This is a genomic window from Bradyrhizobium sp. RD5-C2 (genome assembly GCF_019972155.1).
GTDB lineage: Bacteria > Pseudomonadota > Alphaproteobacteria > Rhizobiales > Xanthobacteraceae > Bradyrhizobium.
In genome coordinates this window covers 119,228-143,408 of sequence record NZ_BOVL01000056.1, presented here as the reverse complement: position 1 = coordinate 143,408, position 24,181 = coordinate 119,228, and the positions used below count along the sequence as shown (strand labels likewise).

Below are 24,181 nucleotides of genomic sequence, written 5' to 3'. Positions count from 1 at the left end.
ACGCGACGAAGCAATCCACACCACGGCACGGCACGTATGGATTGCTTCGCTCGCAATGACGAACTACCGCATCATCAACGCCACACGCCCGATCGCCTTGCGTTCGATCAGGAGCCGCATCGCCTTCGCATAATCCTCCAGCGGCAGCCGGTGTGAGATATTTGGCCGCACCTTACCCGTCTCGGCCCATTCGCTCAGCGCCTTGAACCTGACTTCACCGAGCGCAGGATCCTTCCGCACCGCCTCGCCGGCGCGAACGCCGAGCACGCTCGCGCCCTTGATCATCAACAGATTGGTGCGGGCAAGACCGATGCCGCCGGTGAAGCCGACCACGAGAATCCGCGCGCCCCAGTTGATGCAGCGCATCGAGCTCTCGAACACCTCGCCGCCGACGGGATCGAACACGACATCGGCTCCGCGGCCATCGGTGAGGCGCTTCACGGCGTCGCGAAACGGCTCGCGCGCGTAGAGCACGAGATGATCCGCGCCGCGTTCTTTGGCAATCGCAAGCTTCTCCTCGCTCGAGGCCGCCGCGATCACGGTGGCGCCGAGCAGCTTGCCGATCTCGACCGCGGCGAGCCCGACGCCGCCGCCGGCGCCATGCACCAGCAGCACTTCGCCCGGCTTGATCTGCCCGCGATCGATCAGCGCGTGATATGCGGTGCCGTGTGCGGCAAGGAAGGTCGCGCCTTCGGCATAGTCGAAGGTCGACGGCACCGGCACGAGCTGCGACGGCGTCGCGACGGTCTCGTCGCAATAGGCGCCGAAGCGCATCTTGACGATCACCTTGTCGCCAACGGCGACGCCGGCTGCCTCGTTGACCTCGACGACATCACCGGCGGCCTCCGAGCCCGGCGTGAACGGCAGCGGCGGCTTGAGCTGGTACTCGCCCGCCGCCATCAGGATGTCAGGGAAGTTGATCCCGGCGGCACGGATCGCGACGCGCACCTGCCCCGGCTGCAAAGGCACCGAGGCAAAATTCTCGAGGTGAAGGCGCTCGGGCGGGCCGAGTTCGCGGCAAACGACGGCTTTCGGCATCAGGCGGCTCGCGCCTTGAGGCGTGCCAAGGCCTCGCGGATCAGCGGCAGGCGGTCGTTGCCGAAATACATGTCGGTCTTGTCGAGATAGATCGTGGGCGAGCCGAAGCCGCCGCGCGCCATCACCTCCTCGGTGTTGGCCTTGAGCTGATCCTTGATCGCCTGGTCGCCGATACCGGCCAGGAATTGCGCCGGATCGATCCCGAGCTTGGTGCAGATTTCGGTCAGCACGGCATCCTGCGAGATGTCCTTGTCGTCACCCCAATAGGCCTCGAACACCGCACGCGCGAACGGTACCATCTTCTCGTTGCCGAGAAGGATGCAGCCGCGCATCGCCTTGACGCTGTTCACCGGGAACACGGTCGGCGGCATCTTGATCGCTAGCCCAGCCGAGCGCGCCCAGTCGCCGAGATCCTTTTTCATGTAGTGCGCCTTCAGCGGCACCGGCGTCTCGCGCTGCGCGTAGACCGACGGATTGACGGTGTTGAAGATGCCGCCGACCAGGATCGGCCGCCAGCTGATCGGCGCGTCGAACTCCTTCGCCAGCGGCTGGATGTTGTGCCAGGCGAGATAGGTCCACGGGCTGGAACAGTCGAAGAAGAATTCGATCATGGCGTTTCCCTTTGTCTTTTCCACATTCATTGTCGTCATTCCGGCATGCGCCGCAAGGCGCAGGGCCCGCGCCTGTGTCACGCCACGGAATAACTGCCATTATTTCTTCTCAACCAGCTCCTTCGCACGCTGGCCGAACATGTTCTTGCGTGATTCCTCGTCGAACGGCTCCTTGACGAATTTTCCGATCGCAAGGCCCGCCTGCACCTGCGGGCGGGCGCGCACGGTCGCGTACCAGCGCTTGATGTTCGGGTAGTCGTCGAGGGTGAAACCCTGCGCCTTGTGGGTCATGGTCCAGGGGAAGCAGGCGATGTCGGCGATCGAATAGTCATCGCCGGCGACATAGGCGCCGGTGTTGCCGAGCTGACGGTCGAGCACGCCATAGAGCCGCGCCGTCTCGTCGCGGTAGCGCTCGATCGCATAGGGAATCTTCTCGGCCGCATAGAGCGCGAAATGGCCGTGCTGGCCGAGCATCGGCCCAAGGCCGCCCATCTGCCACATCACCCATTGGATGACGTTCGACCGCGCACGCAACTCCTTGGACAGGAAACGGCCGGTCTTGTCGGCGAGATAGATCAGGATCGCGCCGGTCTCGAACACCGAGAACGGTCCACCGCCGTCTGCAGGCGCACGGTCGACGATCGCGGGAATCCGGTTGTTCGGGCTGACCGCCAGGAATTCCGGCCGAAACTGCTCGCCGGCGCGGATGTTCACCGGGATCACCTGATAGGGCAGCCCCAGCTCCTCCAGCATGATCGAGATCTTCCAGCCGTTCGGCGTCGGCGCGTAGTGCAGGTCGATCATCGGCGTCCTTATTCCCCGTCACAAAGACTTTTGTTGTTCTGTACGTCCACTCTAGGACATGGCACACAGGCGCTCAATCAGAACCCAGCGGGAGGCACCCATGCTGTTTCCAACCACGATCGCAGGCTCCCTGCCGAAGCCGGAATGGCTCGCCGAGCCGAACATACTGTGGGCGCCCTGGAAATCGGAAGGCGCCGAACTCGCCCGCGCCAAGCGCGATGCCACGGTGCTTGCGGTCAAGCTGCAGGAGGATGCCGGCGTCGACATCGTCACCGAGGGTGAGCAGGCGCGCCAGCACTTCGTGCATGGTTTCCTGGAGCGGATCGAGGGCATCGATTTCGCCCACAAGGTCGAGATGGGCATCCGCAAGGACCGCTATAAGGCCATGGTGCCGCAGGTGGTCGCGCCGCTGCAACTCAAGGGCCGCGTCCATGAAGGCGAAGCGCGTGCGGCGCGCGCCCACACCAGGAACCGGCTGAAGTTCACCCTGCCCGGTCCGATGACGATCATCGACACCATCGCCGACCAATATTATGGCGACCGCGTGAAGATGGCCTTCGCCTTCGCGGAGCTGTTGAACCAGGAGGCCAAGGCGTTGCAGGCCGACGGCGTCGACATGATCCAGTTCGACGAGCCGGCCTTCAACGTCTACATGGATGAGGTGCGCGACTGGGGCATCAAGGCGCTGGAGCGCGCCGCCGAGGGCCTGACCTGCGCCACCGCTGTGCACATCTGTTACGGCTACGGCATCAAGGCCAACACCGACTGGAAGCAGACGCTCGGCGGCGAGTGGCGGCAATATGAAGAGACCTTCCCGGTCATCGACAAGAGCACGATCCAGCAGGTCGCGATCGAGTGCCGCAACTCGAAGGTGCCGATCGAACTGCTCGCGGCGCTTTCCGGCAAGATCGTGCAGGCCGGCGTCATCGACGTCGCCAACGACGAGGTCGAGACTGCGGAGGATGTCGTCAAGGTGATCGAGGCGGTGGCGAAACACGTGCCGAAAGGCAACATCATCGCGACCACCAATTGCGGCATGGCGCCGATGCGCCGGGATATCGCCGAAGCCAAGCTGATCGCGCTCGGCGCCGGCGCCAAGCTGGCGCGGCAGCGGCTGGCGTAAGGCAGCGCCGACGGCTCAGACCAAAACAGCCGCCGCGCTCGGATGCAGCACCGGCCGGTAGCCGGCCTGAAACGCACGGACGGTCGACGGCGGCGTCAGCAGGATGGCGGGAGCGGCCACGTCGGCCCGCTCGTAACCGGCGAACGACCAGCGCAAGGTCTTGCCACCGGCGACGAGATAGCTTTCCCCGTTCGCCCGCACCATCGTCCCGCTTGGCAATTCGTCAATCGGCATCGGCAACGGATGCAGCCGCTTCTTGCCGCGGTCGAGCCGCTCGGCATGCAGCACCGCATCCATCGCCTTGGCGCTGAGATCGCTGGTGCCGTTACCTTCCTCCCAGCGGCTGCGAAACCGCTTGGCGTCGTCGCGGCGGCAGTAGAAGCAGGGCCGGTGCCCGGCCGCGAATGCGGTCGCTTCATCGAGGAAGAACAGCTCGGTCCAGCTCTGCCGGGTCATCACCTTGCGTCGCCGTCCCCTGAACTCGCAGACGCAGGTAAGCCAGGCCGGGCTCGACCAGCGCTTGTTCAACAGCGTCCGCGTCGCCGGATCGTGGATGATGCCGCGATTGCCGGTGAAGGTGCCGCGATGGTCGGTCGCGACAATGTCGCCGGTGGGGGTGACGCGGTTTTGCAGGGGCATGTCGATTCCGATCACTCACCGCTGTCATTCCGGGGCGATGCAAAGCATCGAACCCGGAATGACGGCGACGTCACGCCGCCCCATCCCTGATCGGCGGCTGGAACGACAGCGCGGTGTCCCAGGGAAAGAAGATCCAGGTGTCCTGCGACACCTCGGTAATGTAGGTGTCGACCAGCGGGCGGCCCTTCGGCTTGGCATAGACGGTTGCGAAATGCGCGTCCGGAAGCAGTTCGCGCACCAGCCTGCCGGTCTTGCCGGTATCGACGAGGTCGTCGACGATCAAGAGCCCCTTGCCGGTGCCGCCGCCGAGCTTGGCGGTCTGCTCCGAAATGCCCTTGAGCACCTTCAAGTCGCCCTGCTTGTCGTGGTCGTAGCTGGCGACGCAGACGGTATCGATCACCCGCAAGCCGAGCTCGCGCGCCACGATCGCCGCCGGCACCAGTCCGCCGCGGGTGATCGCGATGACAGCATGAAACGGGCCGACTTCGTTGAGCCGCCACGTCAGCGCCCGACAGTCCCGGTGGAATTGATCCCACGAAACCGGGAACGGCCTGCCGGCCCGATCCTGTGCACTCGGTTCAGAATCTCGTTCAACCATGTCGCCTCAACCCGCCGGCTTCTTCTGCGCGGCCTGCACCTGCTTCAGCATCTCCTTCACCGCGGCCATCGCCGCGGCGAGCTTCTCCGGATCGCGCGAGCGGACCACCAGATTGGTGTTCGGCTTCTGGTTCTCGTCCTGGAACGGATAGCTGCCGATGATGGTGTCGGGATTGGCTTCCGCGATCGCCCGCAGCGGGCCGCCGATGTCGCCTTCCCTTGCGTCGGCGCGGACCGAGTCCGACAGCATCCGCACGCCGGATTTCAGGGTCGGCGCCACGATGTCCATCATCGCCTGCATGATGGTGGGGATGCCGGCCATCACGATGACGTTGCCGAGCTTGAAGCCCGGCGCCAGGATGGTCGCGCTCTGGATCAGCTCGGCGCCATCGGGCACACGGGCCATCCGCAGCCGCGCCTCGTTGAGGTCCTGCTCGGTCCAACGCTCCCTGAACCGCGCCACCACGTCAGGATGATGGTGGATCTCGACCCCGAACGCCTTCGCCACGCTGTCGGCGGTGATGTCGTCATGGGTCGGCCCGATGCCGCCGGTGGTGAACACGTAATTGTACCTATGCCGCAGCGCATCAAGGGCGGACACGATGTCAGCCTCGTCGTCGGCGACGACGCGGACCTCCTTCAGGTCGATGCCGATATTGGTCAGGTATTCGGCGATGAAGCCGATGTTCTTGTCCTTGGTCCGGCCGGACAGGATCTCGTCGCCGATCACCAATATCCCCGCCGTGACGATCTCGCTCATGGTCTCATTCCCTTAACTTGATCCCCTGACATTGCCGATCCAATGCCTTGATGTCACGGGGTTTTGCCGCCGAATTAAGCAGACCTCAGCCGGTTTTTCGGGCAGGCCTTCCGCCTCCCCCTAGCAAATGCCACGAGCCAATGCATATCGCGCTGGCCCGCCCCTTGCTACCATCCCATCAAGTCATGCACTGTGTCACATGGCTTGGGAGGGCAGTCGGGATATATGGCAGTCGCGTTCGATGAGATGAACGGCCTCGGCGAGGATCTTCGCCCGGCCTACCAGGAGCTGTCCCGCTGGCTCAAGGAGACGCCGCCGGATGCGCTCGAATATCGGCGCCAGGAAGCGGAGCTGCTGTTCCGCCGGATCGGCATCACCTTCGCGGTCTACGGCGATTCCGAGGCCCAGGAACGGCTGATCCCGTTCGACGTCATCCCGCGCATCATGTCCGCGACCGAATGGACGCTGCTGGAGAAGGGCCTCAAGCAGCGCGTGCTCGCGCTCAACATGTTCCTCAAGGACATCTACCACGGCCGCGACATTCTGCGCGCCAACATCATCCCCGAAGACCTGATCTTCCAGAACCCGGTGTTCCGGCCGGAGATGAACGGCCAGGACGTGCCGCACGACATCTACGTCCACATCGCCGGCATCGACATCATCCGCACCGATCCGGACAACTTCATCGTGCTGGAGGACAATGCGCGGACGCCGTCCGGCGTCTCCTACATGCTGGAAAACCGCGAGATCATGATGCGGCTGTTTCCGGACCTGTTTTCGCGTCACCGCGTCGCGCCGGTGGAACGCTATCCGGACGAGCTGCTGTCGGCGCTGCGCTCGGTGGCGCCGCACAGCGCCTCGGCCGAGCCAACGGTCGCGCTGATGACGCCCGGCGTCTACAACTCGGCGTACTACGAGCACTCCTTCCTCGCCGACAAGCTCGGCATCGAGCTGGTCGAGGGGCGCGACCTCATCGTCAAGAACGACGAGGTGTTCATGCGCACCACCGAGGGGCTGAAGCGAGTCGACGTGATCTACCGCCGCGTCGATGACGACTTCCTCGATCCCCTCACCTTCCGTCCGGATTCCGCGCTCGGCGTCCCCGGGCTGATGTCGGCCTATGCGGCCGGCAACATCACGCTCGCCAATGCGGTCGGCACCGGCATCGCCGACGACAAGGCGATCTATTCCTACATGCCCGACATCGTGAAGTTCTACCTCAGCGAGGAGCCGATCCTGAAGAACGTGCAGACCTGGCGCTGCCGCGAGGCGCAGGATCTGTCCTACGTGCTCGACAACCTCGCCGACCTCGTCGTCAAGGAGGTGCACGGTTCGGGCGGCTACGGCATGCTGATCGGTCCCGCCGCCACCAAGGCGACCATCGAGGCGTTCCGCGACAAGCTCAAGCGCGAGCCGGAGGGCTTCATCGCGCAGCCGACGCTGGCGCTGTCGACCTGCCCGACCTGCACGGACAAGGGCCTGGCGCCGCGCCATGTCGACCTCCGCCCGTTCGTGCTGACCGGCTCCAGCCACACCACCATCGTGCCCGGCGGGCTGACGCGGGTGGCGCTGAAAGAAGGCTCGCTCGTGGTCAATTCGAGCCAGGGCGGCGGCACCAAAGACACCTGGATACTGAGCGAGTAGTTGAAAGCATGCTGTCGCGCACCGCTGAAAACCTGTTCTGGCTGGCTCGTTATGTCGAACGCGCCGAGTATCTCGCGCGCACGATCGACGCCACGCTGCGCGTCACCGCGCTGCCCGCGGCCTATATCGGCAAGACCAATGAGTGGGACTCCGCGCTGCTCACCGCCGGCGTCGGCGCGGCCTTCTACGACCATTACGAAGAAGCCAACGAGCGAAACGTCGTCGAGTATCTGTCCTTCTCGTCGGAAAATCCCTCCTCGATCAAGAACTGCATCGAATCTGCGCGGCTCAATTCGCGTTCGGTGCGCACCGCGCTGACGTCGGAGATGTGGGACACCATCAATTCGTCGTGGATCGAATTGCAGGCGGTCTGGAACAAGGGTCCCGCCAACCGCGAGGAGCTGGCAAAATTCCTGCGCTTCGTGCAGGAGACCTCGCTGCGCTTCGACGGCTCGGCCTACCGCACCATGCTGCGCAACGACGCCTACTGGTTCTCGCGGCTCGGCGTGCATCTCGAGCGCGCCGACAACACCGCCCGCATTCTCGATGTGAAGTATCACATGCTGCTGCCCGAGGAGGAGCATGTCGGCGGCCCGCTGGATTACTACCAGTGGACCTCGATCCTGCGCTCGGTGTCGGCGACGACCGCCTATCACTGGGTGTACCGGGAAACCCTGAAACCCTGGCTGATCGCCGACCTCCTGATCCTCAACGACACGCTGCCGCGGTCGCTCGCCAGCTGCTACAGCAACCTGGTGCGCAATCTAGACCAGATCGGCGTCGCCTACGGCCGCCAGGGCGCCGCCCAGCGCCACGCCCGCGGCATCAGGAACCGGCTCGAGCACAGCCATATGGACGATATCTTCCAGCACGGTGTGCACGAATTCATCCAGGAATTCCTCGCGGACAATTCGCGGCTGGGTGAGATCGTCACCAAGCAATATTTGATCTGACCTCCGCGGCGGATAAAGTGCTCAAAATGTCGTCATGACCGGGCCGATCCCGGTCACCCATGTCTTGCTTTCGCGGCCGATTAGGGAGAAAGACGTGGGTGCCCGGGCATGACGTTCCTGCCCAGAAGACCGACTGAACTCCGGTTGAGCCATGCGCCTGCGGATAGCCCACACGACCACTTATCGCTACGAGCCGGCGGCCTCGGGCGTGATCCAGATTCTGCGGATGACGCCGGGCAGCCATGACGGCCAGTATGTGGCCGACTGGCAGATTGACGTCTCGACCGATTCCCGGCTCGACATCCATGAGGACGCGTTCGGCAACGTCACCCATGTGCTGACGCATGGTTCGATCACCGACCTGACGATCCATTGCGAGGGCCTGGTCGAAACCCAGGACACCGGCGGCGTGCTGAAAGGCAGCGACGAGCGGTTTCCGCCGAGCCTGTTCCTGCGCCCCACGGCGCTGACTGACCTCAACCCGGCGATGACGAGTTTCGTGCGCGAGCTGCGCGCGGAAGCAGCTAGCGACGTGCTCGGTTTCCTGCACGCGCTGATGGTGCAGATCTACGAGCACATGACCTTCGACGAGGACCCGACCAACAGTGCCACCTCGGCCTCCGAGGCGTTCGCGCTGAAGCGCGGCGTCTGCCAGGACTACGCGCACATCCTGATCGCCTGCGCCCGCGCCGGCGGCGTTCCAGCGCGGTTCGTCTCCGGCCACTTCCTGCGCTCCGACGGCATGGTCAACCAGCAGGCCGGCCACGCCTGGGCCGAGGCCTTCGTGCCCGATCTCGGCTGGATCGGCTTCGACGCCGCCAACGGCATCTGCACCACCGACGCCCATGCCCGCGTCGCGATCGGCCTCGACTATCTCGGCGCTGCCCCGGTCCGCGGCACCCGCTATGGCGGCGGCAATGAGACCCTGTCGGTCGCGGTCAAGGTCGACCTTGCCGGCCGCCCCGGGCAGTGGCAGAGCCAGTCGCAGTCGTAGGACCCCACTCTCTCCCCGTCATTCCGGGGCGCACCTTTTGGCGCGAACCCGGAATCCGTTCGTCCGCGCAACGGTGGCGCGATGGATTCCGGGCTCTCGCTTCGCGAGCCCCGGAATGACGATGGTGAGAGCGGTCAAGTCGACAACGGTTCGGCCGTGATATGATCGCTGCTGCAAACCGGATCAGCGAGAGAAACCATGGCAACCGTAAAACTGCTCTCCGACGACGAACTCTCGACTGAGGCCCGCGCCGTCTTCGACGACATCCGTAAGACGCGGAACTCGGACTTCATCAACAATTTCTGGCGCGCGCTCGCGCATGATCCGAAGACGCTGCGGCGGACCTGGGAGAGCATCAAGGAGGTGATGGCGCCGGGCGCGCTCGATCCGAAGGTCAAGGAGATGCTCTACGTTGCGGTCTCGGTGGCGCATGGCTGCAGCTACTGCATCCATTCGCACACCGCGAGCGCCCGCGCCAAGGGCATGACCGAGGCCGAATATCAAGAGATGCTGGCGATCGTCGGCATGGCCGCCGAAACCAACCGGCTGGTCACCGCGCTCGGCGTGCCGGTGGACGAGGCGTTTCTGGTCGGGGCGGCGGATACGTAGGTTCGACACGCTTTGCTTTGCCTACCCTCATCCTGTCATTCCGAGGTGATGCAAAGCATCGAACCCGGAATCCCGAGATTGTTGATCGAGATTCCCCGATGCGCAATTGCGCATCTGAGGTTCGCGCTAAGCGCGCCCCGGAATGACCGCTATATCGCGGTCACTTGTCCAGCCAGACATCCTCGAAGCGCAGATTGTTGTACTGGCTGTTGTCGTGCGGACGAAAGTTCTTCACGTAAGGCTGCCAGCAATTGCCGGCCGATGAGTGCAGGATCACCGGCCGCGCCGCGTCGTCGACCAACAGGCGCTCGATGTCGAACACGATATTGCGGCGCTTGTCCTTGTCGACCTCGCGCGACTGCGCAGCCAGCAATCTATCGACCTCGGCATTGCAATACTGGGTATAGTTGCGCTCCGAGTTGCACGAATAGTTCTCGACTAGATTGCCGTCGGGATCGTCGACGCTGACGCCGGTGACATTGAGGCCGATCGTGTAATCCTTGCGTTGCAGCCGCGAGTACCAGCGCGGTGTGTCGAGGATATCGAGCTCGGCGACGATGTAGATCTTCTTGAGCTGGTCGGCGAGGATCACCGCCGGATCGCGATAGGTCGGCAGATTGCGGGTCTGGATCTTGATCGACAGCGGCTTGGCGTCGCTGTAGCCGAGCTTCTGCATGATCGCCTGCGCATCCGCGAGGTTCTTCCCGGTATCTGCGCCGTAGCCCATCAGCGTCGACAGGATCTCCGGCGGCATGCCCCACTCGCCCTCCGGCTTGGCCTGCATCGCGCCGCCGAGCCGTCCGGTGCCTTCGAACAGGATGCTGTTGAAGGCCTGGCGATCCAGCGCCAGCGACATCGCCTTGCGGATCTCCGGATTGTCGAATGGCGGATTGACGCGGTTGACCAAGAGATTGATCTGCAGATTGGTCGAGGTCATCTCGCAGATCGCGTTCGGCGCGCGCGCCTTGACGTCCTTCATCAGGGGAATGCTGACGTCGGATGGAAAGGTGATGTCATAGTCGCCGGTCGCAAACGCCAGCATGCGCGTGGCGCGGCTGTCGATCGAGCGCACCGTGATCTCGTCGAGATACGGCCGGTCCTTCTTGAAGTAATCCGGGTTGCGGACGAGGCGGATCGAATCGCCGCGCCGGAATTCGACGAATTTGAACGGCCCGGTGCCGATCGGCTTGGTGCGCATCACCTGCTGCGGCACGTGGCAGGGATAGACCACCGAGAACGCGCTGGCGAGCAGCGCCAGCAGGCCGGGCTGCGGCTCGGTCAGCTCGAAGGTCGCTTCATCGTCGCCATTGACGCTGACGTCCTTGAGCTTCGAATACCAGACCTTGCGCGGATTGCGCTTGAAGTCCTGTGTCTCGCTCTTGCCGATCAGCATTCGCCAGGTGCACTGCACGTCCTTGGCCGTGAACGGCTGGCCGTCATGCCACTTCACGCCGTGATGCAGCTTGAAGGTGAGTTTGGTGTTGGTGGAATCCCACGACCAGCTCTCGGCAAGGTCAGGGATCACGGTGTCGATGCTTTCATGCACCTTGGCCGGGTCGAACACCACGAGATTGTTGAAGACCGCCGCGAACGGCATCACCGAGGCGATGGTGGATTCCTCGAGCAGCGAGGTCGAGGGCGGGTTGTCGTTGTGATAGAGCCGCAAGGTGCCGCCCTTCTTCTGGGCCGATGCAGGGCTCGCAGCCATCACGGCTGTACCCAATGCCATGATGAACATGGCCAGCTTGAACGACATTCTCGCCTCCCGGAATTCTTGTTGTTCTTGTCGATTGCAGGCAGTCGACCACAACGCCAGGTGCCTCGCAATGAGACGAGGCGCCGATCATTGCCGGCTGCGTGCCACGCAGAACAAGGCCGGGGCACGAACCGCGATTTCAGGACGGGTCCTGACACGGACCGTCGCCGGCCCCCTCGTATGTCCCGTCACGGGGAATTGGGGTTGGATGCGACCTCGAAATTGGCTACACGTTTGGCGCCGAGAAACTCGGACCGTTTGAGGGCTGTAAATGACCTATTGCTGCGGAATTCTGGTGCGCGACGGCCTCGTCATGATCGCCGATACCCGCACCAATGCCGGCCTCGACAACGTCTCGACCTTCCGCAAGCTGCACATCTTCGAAAAGCCCGGCGACCGCATCATGGCGATCGCCAGCGCGGGGAATCTCGCGATCAGCCAGTCGGTGCTGTCGACCCTGACCGAGGGCATGGAAGACCCGCACACCGGCGAGCTCGAGACGCTGATGAATGCGCCGACCATGTTCCAGGCGGCGCAGCGGATCGGCCGCGCCATCCGGTCGGTGCATGCGACCGAGGGCGATGCGCTGCGTTCCGAAGATATCTCCTTCGACGTCTCGTTCCTGTTCGGCGGCCAGATCAAGGGCTCGCGGATGCGCCTGTTCATGGTCTACACCGCCGGCAACTTCATCGAATGCACCACGGACACGCCCTATTTGCAGATCGGCGAGCACAAATACGGCAAGCCGGTGCTCGACCGCGCCATGCATTACGACGTCGAGCTCTACGAGGCGCTCAAGACAGGTCTGATCTCGATGGATTCGACGATGCGCTCCAATCTCGGCGTCGGCCTGCCGATCGACGTGCTGGTGGTGCGCACTGATGCCTGCGAGGCCGATCTCAATCACCGCATCGAGGCCGGCGAGCCCTATTTCCACGATCTGCGCTCGCGCTGGTCGGCGGCGCTGCGGGCGGCACACCAGAACATTCCACGTCCACCCTACAAGAACGAAACCGAAGCAAAAACCAAGTAAGAGGAAACTCGGATGACCGAAGCAACCAGCAAGATCGCGCTCGTCACCGGCGCCGGCACCGGCGTCGGCCGCGCAGCATCGCTCGCTTTGATGGACAAGGGTTACACCGTGGTGCTCGTCGGGCGCCGCCTGGAGATGCTGGAAGAGACCAGCAAGCTCGGCCCCGCCGGCAAGAGCCTGTGCGTCACCGCCGACATGGCCAATCCGGCTGCGATCGCCGCGCTGTTCGACAAGGTGAAGGCGACCTATGGCCGGCTCGACGTTCTCTTCAACAATGCCGGCATGGGCGCGCCGCCGGTGAACTTCGAGGATCTGCCGCTCGAACAGTGGCAGGCCGTGGTCAATACTAACCTCACCGCCCCGTTCCTGTGCACCCAGCATGCCTTCCGCATCATGAAGGACCAGACGCCGCGCGGCGGCCGCATCATCAACAACGGCTCGATCTCGGCGCATGCACCGCGGCCGTTCTCGGCGGCCTACACCTCGACCAAGCACGCCATCACCGGCCTGACCAAAGCCTCCAACCTCGACGGCCGCATGTATGACATCGCAGTCGGCCAGGTCGATATCGGCAACGCCGCGACCCCGATGACCGACCGCATGGTCAACGGCCCCGGCGTGCTGCAGCCGGACGGCACCACCAAGCACGAACCGCGCATGGACGCCAAGGCGGTCGGCGACGCCGTCGCCTACATGGCCGGCCTGCCGCTCGACGCCAACGTGCTGTTCATGACGGTCATGGCGACCAAGATGCCGTTCGTGGGACGGGGCTGATCTCTCGGCGGCCTGGCCGGGCTTGTCCCGGCCATGCCGTCCCAGGGGCACTGCCAAAATATCGAAAACAACCCCATGCAAAGTAGCCTGCGGCCGCCGGAGTACGGCACGGCAACTTGACACGTCGGGCAACTCAGTCGTATTTTTCCATTATTCCGAAATTGCGCGCCGTCATTGCGAGCGAAGCGAAGCAATCCATGCCTCCGCATGTGGCAAGATGGATTGCTTCGCTTCGCTCGCAATGACGGGCGGAAAAACCTACTCCAGCTTCTCGACATCCCGTAGCGTCGGGAACAGCTTCATCCAGAGCAGCGCGACGGCGATCGTCGCAACGCCGCCGAGCACGGCCGACGGCACGGCGCCGAGCAGCGCCGCGGTGACGCCGCTCTCGAACTGGCCGAGCTGGTTCGACGCGTTGATGAACAGGAAGTTCACCGCGCCGACGCGACCGCGCATCTCGTCGGGGGTAGCGAGCTGCACCAGCGAGAAGCGGATCACGACGCTGATCGTATCGGCAGCGCCGAGCACCGCGAGCGCCAGCGCCGACAGCCACATCCAGTGCGACAGCGCGAACACCACCGTCGCCACGCCGAACACGATCACCGACTGGAACATCCGCATGCCGACGCGGCGGTTGATGGTGTGCCGCGCCAGCACCATGGTCATCAAGAGCGCACCGACCGCGGGCGCGGCACGCAGGATGCCGAGGCCGAGCGGGCCGGTTTGCAGGATGTCGCGCGCGTAGATCGGCAGCAGCGCGGTGACGCCGCCGAACAACACCGCGAACAGATCGAGCGAGATGGTGCCGAGGATCGCCGGATTGCTGCGAACGAAGGTGACGCCGGCATACAGGTCATCCGACACCTCGCCGTTCTTCGCCGCCGCCCGCTGCAGCCGGCCGATGCCGCCGGTCAGCACCGCGCCGAACAGCCAGAACACCATCATGATGCCGTAGGGCGCGCTCGGCATCAGCGCGTAGGCGAAGCCGCCCAGCGCAGGTCCGGTGATGGTCGCGACCTGCGCCGCGCCGCTCGAGATCGCGGTCGCCCGCTGCAGCGCGCCTTGCGGCGCGATCAGCGGCAACAGCGCGGCAGTCGCCGGGCTCTCGAACGCGCCGGCTATGCCGAGCACGAAGGTTGCAGCGAAGATCTGGATCTCGGAGATGGTGCCGGCGAATGTGCTTCCGGCGAGAAACAATGCGGTCAGCGCTTCCGCCACCTGGCAGGCCTGCACCACGCGCTTGCGCTCGAAGCGGTCGGCAGCGTGACCGGCGACGAACACCAGCAGCGCCGTCGGCAGGAACTGGACCAGACCGACCATGCCGAGGTCGAACGCGCTGCCGGTCAGATCATAGATCTGCCAGCCGATCGCCACCGCGCCGATCTGGCTGGAGAAGCGCGACAGGCTGCGCGACGACAAGAAGAACAGGAACGGTCTGTGACCGAGCAGATCGCGGGCGCCGGCCGGCGTGACGGAGGACATGCATGATTGCGTGGCTGAGCCCCTGCAACTTGTCAATGGATTCGGGATCAACGCGCAACAGCATTGCGCTGCGCGAGGCCCCTGCCATAATCCACGAAGGTTCTTGGGGGCGTGATGTTACAATTGCAATCGGCGTTCGGCGTGGTGGCGTTGCTGGTGATCGCCTGGGCGTTGAGCGAGAATCGCTTGAAGGTGTCGCTGCGGCAGGCCGCAATCGGGCTTGTCGTCACCGTCGTCACCGCGCTGGTGCTGATCAAGGTGCCGCTGGTGACGCAGGCCTTCGGCGCGATCAACGATGCCGTCGGCACCATCGCGGCTGCGACGCGCGCCGGCACCGCCTTCGTGTTCGGTTATGTCGGCGGCGGCCCGGCGCCGTTCGATCCCAAGGCGCCGGGCTCGGATTTCATCCTCGCCTTCCAGGCGCTGCCGATCGTGCTGGTCATGAGCGTGCTGACCACGCTGTTGTTCTATTGGCGTGTGCTGCCGCCGGTGGTGCGCGGCATGGCCTGGATCCTCGAGCGCACGCTCGGCGTCGGCGGCGCGGTCGGGCTCTCGACCGCGGCCAACATCTTCCTCGGCATGGTCGAGGCGCCGCTCTTCATCCGCCCCTATCTGGCGCAGCTCACCCGCAGCGAATTGTTTCTGGTGATGACCGGCGGCATGGCCGGGATCGCCGGCACCGTGCTGGTGCTGTACGCGACGCTGCTGGCGCCGCTGATCCCCGATTCCGCCGCGCATTTCGTCATCGCCTCGGTGCTTGGCGCGCCGGCCGCGATTCTGGTCAGCCTGATCATGGTGCCGGAAACGTCGGACAAGCGCACCGGCGGGTCGCTCGACGATCCCGATGTTCAGGTGTCTTCGACGATGGACGCGATCGTCAAGGGCACCGCCGCCGGGCTCGAGCTGCTGATGAACATCATCGCGATGCTCTTGGTGCTGGTGGCGCTGGTGTATCTCGCGAACGCGATCATCGGCCTGCTGCCCGAGATCGGCGGCGCGAAGATTTCGCTGCAACGGCTGCTCGGCTACGTGATGGCGCCGGTGTGCTGGCTGATGGGCCTGCCGTGGCCGCAGGCGATCACGGCGGGAAGCCTGATGGGCACCAAGACCGTGCTGAACGAGCTGATCGCCTATGTCGACCTGTCGAAGCTCGGCCCCGACGCGCTCGATCCACGCTCGCGGCTGATCATGCTCTACGCGATGTGCGGTTTTGCCAACTTCGCGAGCCTTGGCATCATGATCGGCGGCCTCGGCATCATGGCGCCCGGGCGGCGCGACGAGATCAATGCGCTCGGGCTGAAATCGGTCGTCTCGGGCACGCTGACGACCTGCCTCATGGGCGCGATCGTGGGGATGATGACGTAACGTTTCCCCCGTCATTCCGGGATGGTCCGAAGGACCAGACCCGGAATCTCGAGATTCCGGGTTCGCTTCGCGCCCCGGAATGACAACAGTGTCCTACGCCTTCAGCTCCACCGTCTTGAACTCGGCCGGCAGGATCACTTCCAGCAGTTCGACGTCGTCGGAGTAGTCCAGGATCATGTGCCGGATGCGCGGCGGCTGGGTCCAGGCGCTGCCCTCTTTCATCAGCGTCTCGCCTTCGCCTTCCATGTACGTCTTCACCCAGCCCTTGAGCACGTAGACCATCTGGAATTCGACGTCGTGGAAGTGCAGCTTCGACACTTCGTCCGGATTGCACGGTCCCTGCAGCCGGATGACATGCGCCTGCGCCAGGCCATGGGAGGCTGCTGATATGCCGAGGTCGCGGTACTTGGCGTAGGTGCGCAGCCCGTCGGCCTTGAAATCCTCTTCGCGGTGATGGCTGACGGCGACGCGCTGCTTCGGCCCCGCCTTGCTTGTCGCTTTCGGCGCGCTCTTCTTGGCCGCGGTGACGCGGCCCTTGGACTTGATGGTCTTGCGCGCGGAAGATTTCGCGGATGATTTCTTGGCGCCGGCGCCAAGCCCCGACCATTTCTTCTTCACCGCGGTCTTGGCTGCGGATCTAGATGCCGTCTTCTTGGCCATTGTTCGCCTCCGTCTTTTTGTGACTGATGAAGGCTAACACAAGTCGCGCCGCACGAGGTGGGCAAAGGCGCATGCTGCGCCTTGCCCCCTTGCCTTGCCCGCTTTGCGGATCAATGCAGCCGGAACACTCCGTCGACGGCGCGCAGTTCGGCCGGCTTGACCAGCTTGGAATGCGCCACCGTCACCGAGAACAGCGGGCCCTCGAGCTTTTCCTCCCAGAAGGCGAGGAAATCGCGCAGCGCCGGAAATTTCGGAAACAGGTCGTAGTTCTGCCAGACATAGGTTTGCAGCAACGAGGGATGGTCCGGCATCCGATACAGGATTTGCGCCGTCGTCAGTCCATACCCCAGCAACTGCTTCCGGAAATCGTCGGAAACAACCCCACCAACTCGCGAGACCATGCCAACCTCCTGTGACGGAGCGCATTCACATGGCGGCCGACCCCCGCCGGACCACCGGCAATGGATGCGCTCACATGATACAAATGTGACGCACGCGACTGCCCCATCTCAAGCCTAAATGTTTAATAGGTTGTTGAAATTTCTTGCGTTAGCAGCAGCTTACCGCATCTGCTAATAGCGCCGAAAGGGCCCGCTGGCGGCATTAAGGATGCCGAAATGAAGCTGGCAGCCGTCATTCGCGAGTGCCAATTTTTCTGCTAGAGCCACTTGCCCGCCGCCAAGGCTTGGCCTATCTCCTGCTCAACCAGTCTGGCACTCGCCGGACTGGACTGCTAAAACTCCAAAAATCTACAGAATCCGCAAACGTTTAGGAGGACTGCATGAAATTCCGTCCGCTTCACGACCGCGTCGTGGTCAAGCGTATCGACGCCGAAGAGAAGTCTGCTGGCGGCATCATCATTCCGGACAGTGCCAAGGAAAAGCCCTCGCAGGGCGAAGTGACCGCCGTCGGCCCGGGCGGCCGCGACGAAGCTGGCAAGCTGATCCCGATCGACCTCAAGGTCGGCGACCGCGTCCTGTTCGGCAAGTGGTCCGGCACCGAGGTCAAGATCGACGGTGAAGACCTGCTGATCATGAAGGAAAGCGACATCATGGGCGTGCTCGACGTCCCCGCTTCCAAGAAGAAGGCGGCCTAAGCGCCTCTTCCCTCCCAGGTAAACCTCTCAAGGAAAAATTCAGATGGCAGCTAAAGAAGTCAAATTCTCCGTCGATGCGCGCGACAAGATGCTGCGCGGCGTCGACATCCTCGCCAATGCGGTGAAGGTCACCCTCGGCCCGAAGGGCCGCAACGTCGTGCTCGAGAAGTCGTTCGGCGCTCCCCGCATCACCAAGGACGGCGTCACCGTCGCCAAGGAGATCGAGCTCGAGGACAAGTTCGAAAACATGGGCGCCCAGATGGTGCGCGAAGTCGCCTCCAAGTCCGCTGACGCGGCCGGCGACGGCACCACCACCGCCACCGTGCTCGCCCAGGCGATCGTGCGTGAAGGCGCCAAGTCGGTTGCCGCCGGCATGAACCCGATGGACCTGAAGCGCGGTATCGACCTCGCGGTCGAAGCCGTCGTTGCGGACCTCCAGAAGAACTCGAAGAAGGTCACCTCGAACGAGGAGATCGCCCAGGTCGGCACCATTTCGGCTAACGGCGATGCCGAGATCGGCAAGTTCCTCGCCGACGCCATGAAGAAGGTCGGCAACGAGGGCGTGATCACGGTCGAGGAAGCCAAGTCGCTCGAGACCGAACTCGACGTCGTCGAGGGCATGCAGTTCGATCGCGGCTACATCTCGCCCTACTTCGTCACCAACGCCGACAAGATGCGCGTTGAGATGGACGACGCCTACATCCTCATCAACGAGAAGAAGCTCTCCTCGCTGAACGAGCTGCTGCCGCTGCTCGAGGCCGTGGTGCAGACCGGCAAGCCGCTGGTGATCGTCGCTGAAGACGTCGAAGGCGAAGCGCTTGCCACCCTCGTCGTCAACCGCCTGCGTGGCGGCCTGAAGGTCGCGGCCGTCAAGGCTCCGGGCTTCGGCGATCGCCGCAAGGCCATGCTGCAGGACATCGCGATCCTGACCGGCGGCCAGGCCATCTCGGAAGACCTCGGCATCAAGCTCGAGAACGTCACGCTGCAGATGCTCGGTCGCGCCAAGAAGGTGATGATCGACAAGGAAAACACCACGATCGTCAACGGCGCCGGCAAGAAGGCCGACATCGACGCCCGCGTTGCCCAGATCAAGGCGCAGATCGAGGAGACCACCTCGGACTACGACCGTGAGAAGCTGCAGGAGCGTCTTGCCAAGCTCGCAGGCGGCGTCGCGGTGATCCGCGTCGGCGGCGCGACCGAAGTCGAGGTGAAGGAGCGCAAGGATCGCGTTGATGACGCGATGCATGCGACCCGCGCGGCTGTCGAGGAAGGCATCGTCCCGGGCGGCGGCGTCGCCCTGCTCCGTGCTTCCGAGCAGCTCAAGGGCCTGCGCACCAAGAACGACGACCAGAAGACCGGCGTCGAGATCGTGCGCAAGGCGCTCTCCTCCCCCGCTCGCCAGATCGCGATCAACGCCGGTGAAGACGGTTCGGTCATCGTCGGCAAGATCCTGGAGAACAAGGCCTACAATTACGGCTTCGACTCCCAGACCGGCGACTATGCCGACCTCGTCAAGAAGGGCATCATCGACCCGACCAAGGTCGTCCGTACCGCGATCCAGAACGCTGCCTCGGTTGCCGCGCTCTTGATCACCACGGAAGCGATGGTTGCCGAGCTGCCGAAGAAGAACGCCGGCGGCCCCGCGATGCCTCCGGGCGGCGGCATGGGCGGCATGGACTTCTAAGTCCAGCCACTCAAGGCAATTTACGAAATGCAAAACCCCGGCAGAAATGCCGGGGTTTTTGTTTGCCTCCACCGTCGTCCGTCAGGACGCACGGGAGTGACGCGTCGGCCGATCCAGCTGGCGGAGCAGTTCGTCGGCATCGCGGATCTCGGCGAGATCCTGCCCGGCATCGAAGCATGCGCGCACCGGCGCAAGCACCTCCGGCACCGCATCCGTCCGGCCATTGCCGGTATACAGCCGTGCGATTCCAAGCGCGCTGCGCAGTTCGAAAGTCTTCGTCTGCTGCCTTCGCGCGATCTCGATAGCGCGGTGGAAAGCATCCTCGGCGCCGGAAACGTCGGGCGTGTCGCGACGCGACCGCAGCTCGCCCAACACGCGGTACAGCTCGGCATCGAGCCAGTGCTGCCCGGACTGCTCCGTTGCGTCGATCAGCTCGTTGATAATGTCGAGCCCCGCCTCGACATGCCCCGCCTCCGCATTCGCAACCGCGATCTGCAGTCCCCAGAAGGGATCACAGAGGTAGCAGTCGTTCTCGTGAAGCAATGTCCAGCCGCGCTGCATTTCCGCGAGACCTGCCGCCAGGTCGCCGGCACGCCACTTCGCCAAACCATTGAGATAAGTGCCGGCGGCGACATACAGCGGCATGGTGTGATCCTGCGCCAGTCCGAGGGCAAGGATCGTCTCGGTCTGCCGCAACCGGCTGCCGCACAGCCCGTCGAAGACGGCCTTGTGAACCAGCGCATTGGCGCGCGCGAGCGCACGCTGTTCCCCGGAGACGCTCACCGCTGCGCCCGCGAGCTGCCGGGCTCGATCGATCTCGCCGCGAGGCCAAAGCACGAGCGCCAGGAATCTCATGATGACGAACGGCAGATCGAGCGTCGATGCCTTGAACGTTGCCGGATTCGGCTCGCTCGCATAGGCAGCGAACGCCTTCTCGAGATGGATGCCTGCATTCAGATAGTCGCCCGCAAACCAGCAAGTCACCCCGCTGGTCCAGCCCGCGACGATCGTCGCCACCGGCGATTCCGGATGCCGTTCCGCCGCGCCCATGATCGCCTCCGCCAACTCCCGCATCGGCGCGAGCTCACCGTGGGTTAGGCAGGCGTTGAAGAGGCCCGACTGGATCGGCGCCAGTTCGATTGGATCGTCAATGTCAGAGGCGAACCGCCGGGCGCGCGTCCAGGCGGCCACCGTCTCGGGCGCGCTGTGCCCAAGACTGCCGCGCAGCGCGCGACCGTAGGCGATTTGCAGATGCAGCCGGCCGATCATCCGACCCGGCTCGTCGGGCAATTCATCGGCGATGGCGACCGCCTTGCCGAGATGTGCGATCGCCTCGCAATAGGCCGAGCGCTTCAACGCCTGCTGACCGGCCTTTCGCCACCACGCCAGCGCAATCTGGCCGAGCCCTGCCTCGGTGAAATGATACGCAACGACTTCCGGCTCGATCTCGGCGATCTCGGCAAATTTGGCGCGCAGCACATCGCCGATCTGCTTGTGGAGCAATTGCCGGCGGCTCTTGAGCAAGCTCTCGTAAGCCGCTTCCTGGACCAATGCGTGCCTAAAGCTGTAGCTCGCATCCGGCGGCGTGCCCCGACGCAACAGCAACTCCGCCTCCTCGAGCTGGGCGAGCGCCGCGGCAAGCGTCAGATCATCGCGACCGGCCACGCTGCGTAGCAGCGCGTATGAGAACTCACGGCCGATCGCTGCGCCGATCTGCGCCACCTCCTTGACCGGCGCCAGTCGGTCGAGGCGGGCCATTAGCGAGTCCTGCAGCGTCGCCGGGATCGCCAGCGGTGGCAGCGGATTGTCGAGGCGGTAGCGTCCGGCATTCTTGGCGAGCAGCCCCGACTCCATGACCATCTTGGTCAGCTCCTCGACGAACAGCGGGACACCGTCCGTCCGCTCGATGATTTGTGTCATCATCTCGTCGGGCAGCAACCGGCCGACAGTCACCTGCTCGATCAGGGCGCGGGTGTCCTGCCGGTCGAGCCGGTCCAGCCGCAGCAGACTGACATTGGCAAGCCCCGCCCACGGCGGTTCGAACTCGGGCCTGAACGTCATCAGCATGAGGATCGGCAGTCCCCTGATCCGGTCGACCGCGAGGTCGAGCAGCTCGAGCGACGTGGCATCGGCCCAATGCATGTCTTCGCAGACGACAAGCACCGGCTGCTGCCGGGCAAGGCCCTCGAGCTGGTCGAGCAGCGCTGCGAAGGTCTGCCGCCGCTGCTGCGCCGGGCTCAGGCCGAGCGGCGGATAGCGGTCACCGGTCGGGATCGACAGCAGCGCCGCGATCAGCGGTGTCACGCTGGGCACATGCTGCGTCCCGAGCGCCAGCATGGCCTCGAGCTTGTCCAGCTTCTGCTCCGGCACGTCTTCCACGCGGATGCCGGCGGCACGCTCGAGCTGGGCGACGAAGGGATGCAGCGCGCTATTGGTATGATAGGGCGAACATTGATACCGCACACGGCGGTGCGTCCCGGACGCGAGGCAGTCGGAGAGCATCGCAACGATGCGCGATTTTCCGATCCCCGCTTCGCCCGATATCAGCACCGCCTGGCCCTGGCCCTGCCACGCCAGTTGCTGACGTGACAGCGCGAATTCGATCTCCGCCTTGCGGCCGACGAAGCCGATCGAGCGCGCGGTCCGCACGGCCTCGAAGCGGCTTTCCGAAGCCGGCTCGCCCTCGACAGCCCACACCGCGATCGGCTCGGAGATACCCTTGACCTCGCGACGACCGAGGTTGCGAAGCGTGAACAGATTGCCGAGCAGCCGGCGTGTCGAGGAGGCAACGACGACCACGCCCGGCTCCGCCAGACTCTGCAGCCGCGCGGCGACGTTCGGCGCATCGCCGACGAGCGCCTGCTCCTCCGAAGCACCGCCGGAGACGAGGTCGCCGACCACGACGAGCCCGCTCGCAATTGCGATCCGCACCGCGACCCCCTCGTCAGCTCGGGTCTCGAGCTTGCCGATCGCGGCGATGACGTCGAGCCCGGCGCGCACTGCGCGCTCCGCATCGTCTTCATGCGCACGCGGGTAGCCGAAATATGCGAGGATCCCGTCGCCGATAAATCTGGCAACAACGCCATCATATGTCGCGATTACCCGCGCACAGGCCGCACGATAGGCGCGGATCACTTCCCACATGTCCTCGGGATCGAGACGAGCCGACAACGCCGTCGAACCGACCAGGTCGCAAAACATCACGGTGAGATGGCGTCGCTCGGCATCGTGCGATGAAACCGGCGCGGCGATCAGTTCGGCCTGATTGAAATCGGCGATGGCGCGCAGCATCTTGCGGCGATGGCCGAGCAGGACTCCGAGCCTGTCGAAGTCTTCATCCGTCAATTCGGGAAGAACGCCAGCATCGATGCCGTTCTCGGCAAAACGCAGCGCGTATTGCCCAAGCCCAAGCTTCTCGAGCCATTCCGCAATCTGCTGCATTGGCGCCACCGACGGGTTGACGGCTGGCCGAATGGACCACGGCAAACAGACGTTATCGCAATCTGTCTGTGCTGGCACCTTCTGTTTTGCGGCAAGTCCGCGCAGAGCAGGATACGCGAATTGTGCCACGGCGGTGCCCCGTTACAGCCGTGTGCACGCGAACATTCGTACGCGTGCCGGCCGCCTCACTCCACCTTCGCCGCAACCGGTCCCTTGTCGGTCCAGTCCGGCGGCACGCCGGCGCTGTCGCCGACCATGCCGACGAGACCCGGTGCGCGTCCGAACGCTTCGCAGGCCGGATATTTCGGCGCGCCGCCGAGCAGGAAGCCCAGCCTCTGCATCGAGGGCATCGATGGCACGCCGCCGAACGGCGTCACGCCGGTGACCAGCATCTGGCTGAAATCGCCGCCGAACGATGCCGCAAGGCCGTATGCATCCCCCTCCTCCGACATCCGCCCGTTGTCGAAGGCACTCGCCGCACGGCCCCAAACCATCGCCGCCTTCTGCTGTCCGGCCGGATCGCGCGCCTCGGCTTCAAGCGACAGGCTGCCGAGCCCCACTGGAATGCGCGGAACGGGCACCGGCACGCCGGGCAGCAGAATCGTCTTCGCCACCGACACCCCCTTGGAGACGCCGACCGCGGTCGGATCGGTCGGCACCACATGCGTGATGACGGCGTGAACGGTCAGGTCGGCCGGCTCCGACGCAACCACGTAGAAGCGTTCGCTCAGGCCCGCACACAATGCGCGGTCGGCGGCATTGGTGACGAGCCTGCGCTGTACGGCCGTGAAGGGCACCGACGTTCCGTCGGAGAACACGGTGGGCACGATCCTGATCGTCTTCGCTGCCAGCACCTCGTCCTTGCTCACCCGCAGCTTCGAACGGGTCAACATCCCGTCCGATTGCTCCATATTGTCGTAGGAGCGGAGTGAACCGGCCTGATCCAGCGTCGCCGTCGCGCAGCCCGAGACCAAAAGACCGAGCAGGTTCGCCGCCGCCCAGCCGCGAAAGAGTGCCCCGCGCTTGCGCACGAATCCATCTGCCGCCGGAATCAGCTTGATCCGGCCTACGCGCGAGCAGGTTGTCATTGGGGCCCCACTGACTTACACTTGGTGTAA

General features: G+C 64.4%; 22 protein-coding genes. 10 read left to right on the top strand and 12 right to left on the bottom strand.

From position 1 onward, the window contains the following. Window positions 1–63: 63 nt before the first annotated feature. From BraRD5C2_RS35330 to BraRD5C2_RS35320, 3 genes are all read right to left on the bottom strand, one after another. On the bottom strand, window positions 64–1,038 hold the full coding sequence (locus BraRD5C2_RS35330; protein WP_223976354.1) for an NADPH:quinone oxidoreductase family protein: 975 nt from the start codon (window positions 1,036–1,038) through the stop codon (window positions 64–66). After that, window positions 1,038–1,649 (bottom strand): 2-hydroxychromene-2-carboxylate isomerase, encoded by a 612-nt coding sequence (locus tag BraRD5C2_RS35325; protein WP_223976351.1) that lies wholly within the window; start codon window positions 1,647–1,649, stop codon window positions 1,038–1,040. The genes BraRD5C2_RS35330 and BraRD5C2_RS35325 overlap by 1 nt, the downstream gene beginning before the upstream one ends. Before the next feature lie 99 nt (window positions 1,650–1,748). Beyond that, window positions 1,749–2,453 carry a glutathione binding-like protein gene (locus tag BraRD5C2_RS35320; protein WP_223976348.1) on the bottom strand — a complete coding sequence of 235 codons (705 nt, stop codon included), beginning with the start codon at window positions 2,451–2,453 and terminating at the stop codon, window positions 1,749–1,751. Between the two features lie 100 nt (window positions 2,454–2,553). Between BraRD5C2_RS35320 and BraRD5C2_RS35315 the strand changes: the two genes are divergently transcribed. Beyond that, window positions 2,554–3,576, top strand: a complete 1,023-nt coding sequence (locus BraRD5C2_RS35315) for a methionine synthase (protein WP_223976346.1) — start codon at window positions 2,554–2,556, stop codon at window positions 3,574–3,576. Between the two features lie 15 nt (window positions 3,577–3,591). Here the strand turns inward: BraRD5C2_RS35315 and BraRD5C2_RS35310 are convergent, their stop codons facing one another. The 3 genes from BraRD5C2_RS35310 to BraRD5C2_RS35300 all read right to left on the bottom strand — a co-directional run bounded on the left by BraRD5C2_RS35310 (window position 3,592) and on the right by BraRD5C2_RS35300 (window position 5,572). After that, window positions 3,592–4,215 (bottom strand): hypothetical protein, encoded by a 624-nt coding sequence (locus tag BraRD5C2_RS35310; protein ID WP_223976344.1) that lies wholly within the window; start codon window positions 4,213–4,215, stop codon window positions 3,592–3,594. Between the two features lie 70 nt (window positions 4,216–4,285). Continuing rightward, the gene (gene gpt, locus BraRD5C2_RS35305) at window positions 4,286–4,813 is read right to left on the bottom strand and encodes a xanthine phosphoribosyltransferase (RefSeq protein WP_223976341.1); all 528 of its coding nucleotides are present in this window, start codon (window positions 4,811–4,813) and stop codon (window positions 4,286–4,288) included. 6 nt (window positions 4,814–4,819) lie between these two features. Then, window positions 4,820–5,572: a competence/damage-inducible protein A gene (locus BraRD5C2_RS35300; protein ID WP_223976339.1), complete on the bottom strand. Its 753-nt coding sequence runs from the start codon at window positions 5,570–5,572 to the stop codon at window positions 4,820–4,822. Between the two features lie 225 nt (window positions 5,573–5,797). On the opposite strand from BraRD5C2_RS35300, the gene BraRD5C2_RS35295 reads away from it, so the two are divergent. The 4 genes from BraRD5C2_RS35295 (at window position 5,798) to BraRD5C2_RS35280 (ending at window position 9,772) form a co-directional block, all read left to right on the top strand. Then, a complete protein-coding gene (locus BraRD5C2_RS35295; RefSeq protein WP_223976336.1) occupies window positions 5,798–7,216 on the top strand; it encodes a circularly permuted type 2 ATP-grasp protein in 1,419 nt (472 codons plus the stop codon). Between the two features lie 8 nt (window positions 7,217–7,224). Next, the gene (locus BraRD5C2_RS35290; RefSeq protein ID WP_223976334.1) at window positions 7,225–8,169 is read left to right on the top strand and encodes an alpha-E domain-containing protein; all 945 of its coding nucleotides are present in this window, start codon (window positions 7,225–7,227) and stop codon (window positions 8,167–8,169) included. A 151-nt stretch (window positions 8,170–8,320) separates the two neighbouring features. Next, window positions 8,321–9,163 (top strand): transglutaminase family protein, encoded by an 843-nt coding sequence (locus BraRD5C2_RS35285; RefSeq protein ID WP_223976331.1) that lies wholly within the window; start codon window positions 8,321–8,323, stop codon window positions 9,161–9,163. Window positions 9,164–9,361: 198 nt separating this feature from the next. Further along, a complete protein-coding gene (locus tag BraRD5C2_RS35280; RefSeq protein ID WP_223976330.1) occupies window positions 9,362–9,772 on the top strand; it encodes a carboxymuconolactone decarboxylase family protein in 411 nt (136 codons plus the stop codon). Window positions 9,773–9,932: 160 nt separating this feature from the next. On the opposite strand, the gene BraRD5C2_RS35275 is transcribed toward BraRD5C2_RS35280, so the two are convergent. Further along, window positions 9,933–11,528, bottom strand: coding sequence for an ABC transporter substrate-binding protein (locus tag BraRD5C2_RS35275; protein ID WP_223976328.1), 1,596 nt, complete (start codon window positions 11,526–11,528; stop codon window positions 9,933–9,935). A 271-nt stretch (window positions 11,529–11,799) separates the two neighbouring features. On the opposite strand from BraRD5C2_RS35275, the gene BraRD5C2_RS35270 reads away from it, so the two are divergent. Together BraRD5C2_RS35270 and BraRD5C2_RS35265 are read left to right on the top strand one after the other, a co-directional pair. Then, window positions 11,800–12,561, top strand: a complete 762-nt coding sequence (locus tag BraRD5C2_RS35270; protein WP_050406373.1) for a proteasome-type protease — start codon at window positions 11,800–11,802, stop codon at window positions 12,559–12,561. A 12-nt stretch (window positions 12,562–12,573) separates the two neighbouring features. Beyond that, window positions 12,574–13,335: an SDR family oxidoreductase gene (locus BraRD5C2_RS35265; RefSeq protein WP_223976325.1), complete on the top strand. Its 762-nt coding sequence runs from the start codon at window positions 12,574–12,576 to the stop codon at window positions 13,333–13,335. Window positions 13,336–13,593: 258 nt separating this feature from the next. On the opposite strand, the gene BraRD5C2_RS35260 is transcribed toward BraRD5C2_RS35265, so the two are convergent. Next, window positions 13,594–14,817, bottom strand: coding sequence for an MFS transporter (locus BraRD5C2_RS35260; RefSeq protein ID WP_223976322.1), 1,224 nt, complete (start codon window positions 14,815–14,817; stop codon window positions 13,594–13,596). 114 nt (window positions 14,818–14,931) lie between these two features. Between BraRD5C2_RS35260 and BraRD5C2_RS35255 the strand changes: the two genes are divergently transcribed. Next, window positions 14,932–16,182, top strand: a complete 1,251-nt coding sequence (locus BraRD5C2_RS35255; protein WP_223976319.1) for a NupC/NupG family nucleoside CNT transporter — start codon at window positions 14,932–14,934, stop codon at window positions 16,180–16,182. A gap of 93 nt (window positions 16,183–16,275) precedes the next feature. Here the strand turns inward: BraRD5C2_RS35255 and BraRD5C2_RS35250 are convergent, their stop codons facing one another. Next, window positions 16,276–16,842: a cupin domain-containing protein gene (locus BraRD5C2_RS35250; RefSeq protein WP_223976316.1), complete on the bottom strand. Its 567-nt coding sequence runs from the start codon at window positions 16,840–16,842 to the stop codon at window positions 16,276–16,278. Between the two features lie 110 nt (window positions 16,843–16,952). After that, window positions 16,953–17,243: an usg protein gene (locus tag BraRD5C2_RS35245; protein WP_212309910.1), complete on the bottom strand. Its 291-nt coding sequence runs from the start codon at window positions 17,241–17,243 to the stop codon at window positions 16,953–16,955. 380 nt (window positions 17,244–17,623) lie between these two features. Here BraRD5C2_RS35245 and BraRD5C2_RS35240 point away from each other — a divergent pair, with 380 nt between their 5' ends. Both BraRD5C2_RS35240 and groL read left to right on the top strand, forming a co-directional pair. After that, window positions 17,624–17,938: a co-chaperone GroES gene (locus tag BraRD5C2_RS35240; RefSeq protein ID WP_223976313.1), complete on the top strand. Its 315-nt coding sequence runs from the start codon at window positions 17,624–17,626 to the stop codon at window positions 17,936–17,938. Window positions 17,939–17,981: 43 nt separating this feature from the next. Then, a complete protein-coding gene (gene groL, locus BraRD5C2_RS35235) occupies window positions 17,982–19,622 on the top strand; it encodes a chaperonin GroEL (RefSeq protein WP_223976311.1) in 1,641 nt (546 codons plus the stop codon). An 81-nt stretch (window positions 19,623–19,703) separates the two neighbouring features. Here the strand turns inward: groL and BraRD5C2_RS35230 are convergent, their stop codons facing one another. Both BraRD5C2_RS35230 and BraRD5C2_RS35225 read right to left on the bottom strand, forming a co-directional pair. After that, complete coding sequence (locus BraRD5C2_RS35230; RefSeq protein WP_223976308.1) at window positions 19,704–23,063, bottom strand: adenylate/guanylate cyclase domain-containing protein; 3,360 nt, start codon at window positions 23,061–23,063, stop codon at window positions 19,704–19,706. Window positions 23,064–23,248: 185 nt separating this feature from the next. Beyond that, on the bottom strand, window positions 23,249–24,151 hold the full coding sequence (locus BraRD5C2_RS35225) for a DUF3313 domain-containing protein (protein ID WP_223976305.1): 903 nt from the start codon (window positions 24,149–24,151) through the stop codon (window positions 23,249–23,251). Between the last annotated feature and the right edge of the window lie 30 nt (window positions 24,152–24,181).

What these genes read in the sequence shown, in the direction of transcription:
- BraRD5C2_RS35330 (WP_223976354.1), bottom strand. Translation starts at nt 1,038, where the DNA reads ATGCCGAAAGCCGTCGTTTGCCGCGAACTCGGCCCGCCCGAGCGCCTT.
- BraRD5C2_RS35325 (WP_223976351.1), bottom strand. Translation starts at nt 1,649, where the DNA reads ATGATCGAATTCTTCTTCGACTGTTCCAGCCCGTGGACCTATCTCGCC.
- BraRD5C2_RS35320 (WP_223976348.1), bottom strand. Translation starts at nt 2,453, where the DNA reads ATGATCGACCTGCACTACGCGCCGACGCCGAACGGCTGGAAGATCTCG.
- BraRD5C2_RS35315 (WP_223976346.1), top strand. Translation starts at nt 2,554, where the DNA reads ATGCTGTTTCCAACCACGATCGCAGGCTCCCTGCCGAAGCCGGAATGG.
- BraRD5C2_RS35310 (WP_223976344.1), bottom strand. Translation starts at nt 4,215, where the DNA reads ATGCCCCTGCAAAACCGCGTCACCCCCACCGGCGACATTGTCGCGACC.
- gpt (WP_223976341.1), bottom strand. Translation starts at nt 4,813, where the DNA reads ATGGTTGAACGAGATTCTGAACCGAGTGCACAGGATCGGGCCGGCAGG.
- BraRD5C2_RS35300 (WP_223976339.1), bottom strand. Translation starts at nt 5,572, where the DNA reads ATGAGCGAGATCGTCACGGCGGGGATATTGGTGATCGGCGACGAGATC.
- BraRD5C2_RS35295 (WP_223976336.1), top strand. Translation starts at nt 5,798, where the DNA reads ATGGCAGTCGCGTTCGATGAGATGAACGGCCTCGGCGAGGATCTTCGC.
- BraRD5C2_RS35290 (WP_223976334.1), top strand. Translation starts at nt 7,225, where the DNA reads ATGCTGTCGCGCACCGCTGAAAACCTGTTCTGGCTGGCTCGTTATGTC.
- BraRD5C2_RS35285 (WP_223976331.1), top strand. Translation starts at nt 8,321, where the DNA reads ATGCGCCTGCGGATAGCCCACACGACCACTTATCGCTACGAGCCGGCG.
- BraRD5C2_RS35280 (WP_223976330.1), top strand. Translation starts at nt 9,362, where the DNA reads ATGGCAACCGTAAAACTGCTCTCCGACGACGAACTCTCGACTGAGGCC.
- BraRD5C2_RS35275 (WP_223976328.1), bottom strand. Translation starts at nt 11,528, where the DNA reads ATGTCGTTCAAGCTGGCCATGTTCATCATGGCATTGGGTACAGCCGTG.
- BraRD5C2_RS35270 (WP_050406373.1), top strand. Translation starts at nt 11,800, where the DNA reads ATGACCTATTGCTGCGGAATTCTGGTGCGCGACGGCCTCGTCATGATC.
- BraRD5C2_RS35265 (WP_223976325.1), top strand. Translation starts at nt 12,574, where the DNA reads ATGACCGAAGCAACCAGCAAGATCGCGCTCGTCACCGGCGCCGGCACC.
- BraRD5C2_RS35260 (WP_223976322.1), bottom strand. Translation starts at nt 14,817, where the DNA reads ATGTCCTCCGTCACGCCGGCCGGCGCCCGCGATCTGCTCGGTCACAGA.
- BraRD5C2_RS35255 (WP_223976319.1), top strand. Translation starts at nt 14,932, where the DNA reads ATGTTACAATTGCAATCGGCGTTCGGCGTGGTGGCGTTGCTGGTGATC.
- BraRD5C2_RS35250 (WP_223976316.1), bottom strand. Translation starts at nt 16,842, where the DNA reads ATGGCCAAGAAGACGGCATCTAGATCCGCAGCCAAGACCGCGGTGAAG.
- BraRD5C2_RS35245 (WP_212309910.1), bottom strand. Translation starts at nt 17,243, where the DNA reads ATGGTCTCGCGAGTTGGTGGGGTTGTTTCCGACGATTTCCGGAAGCAG.
- BraRD5C2_RS35240 (WP_223976313.1), top strand. Translation starts at nt 17,624, where the DNA reads ATGAAATTCCGTCCGCTTCACGACCGCGTCGTGGTCAAGCGTATCGAC.
- groL (WP_223976311.1), top strand. Translation starts at nt 17,982, where the DNA reads ATGGCAGCTAAAGAAGTCAAATTCTCCGTCGATGCGCGCGACAAGATG.
- BraRD5C2_RS35230 (WP_223976308.1), bottom strand. Translation starts at nt 23,063, where the DNA reads ATGCAGCAGATTGCGGAATGGCTCGAGAAGCTTGGGCTTGGGCAATAC.
- BraRD5C2_RS35225 (WP_223976305.1), bottom strand. Translation starts at nt 24,151, where the DNA reads ATGACAACCTGCTCGCGCGTAGGCCGGATCAAGCTGATTCCGGCGGCA.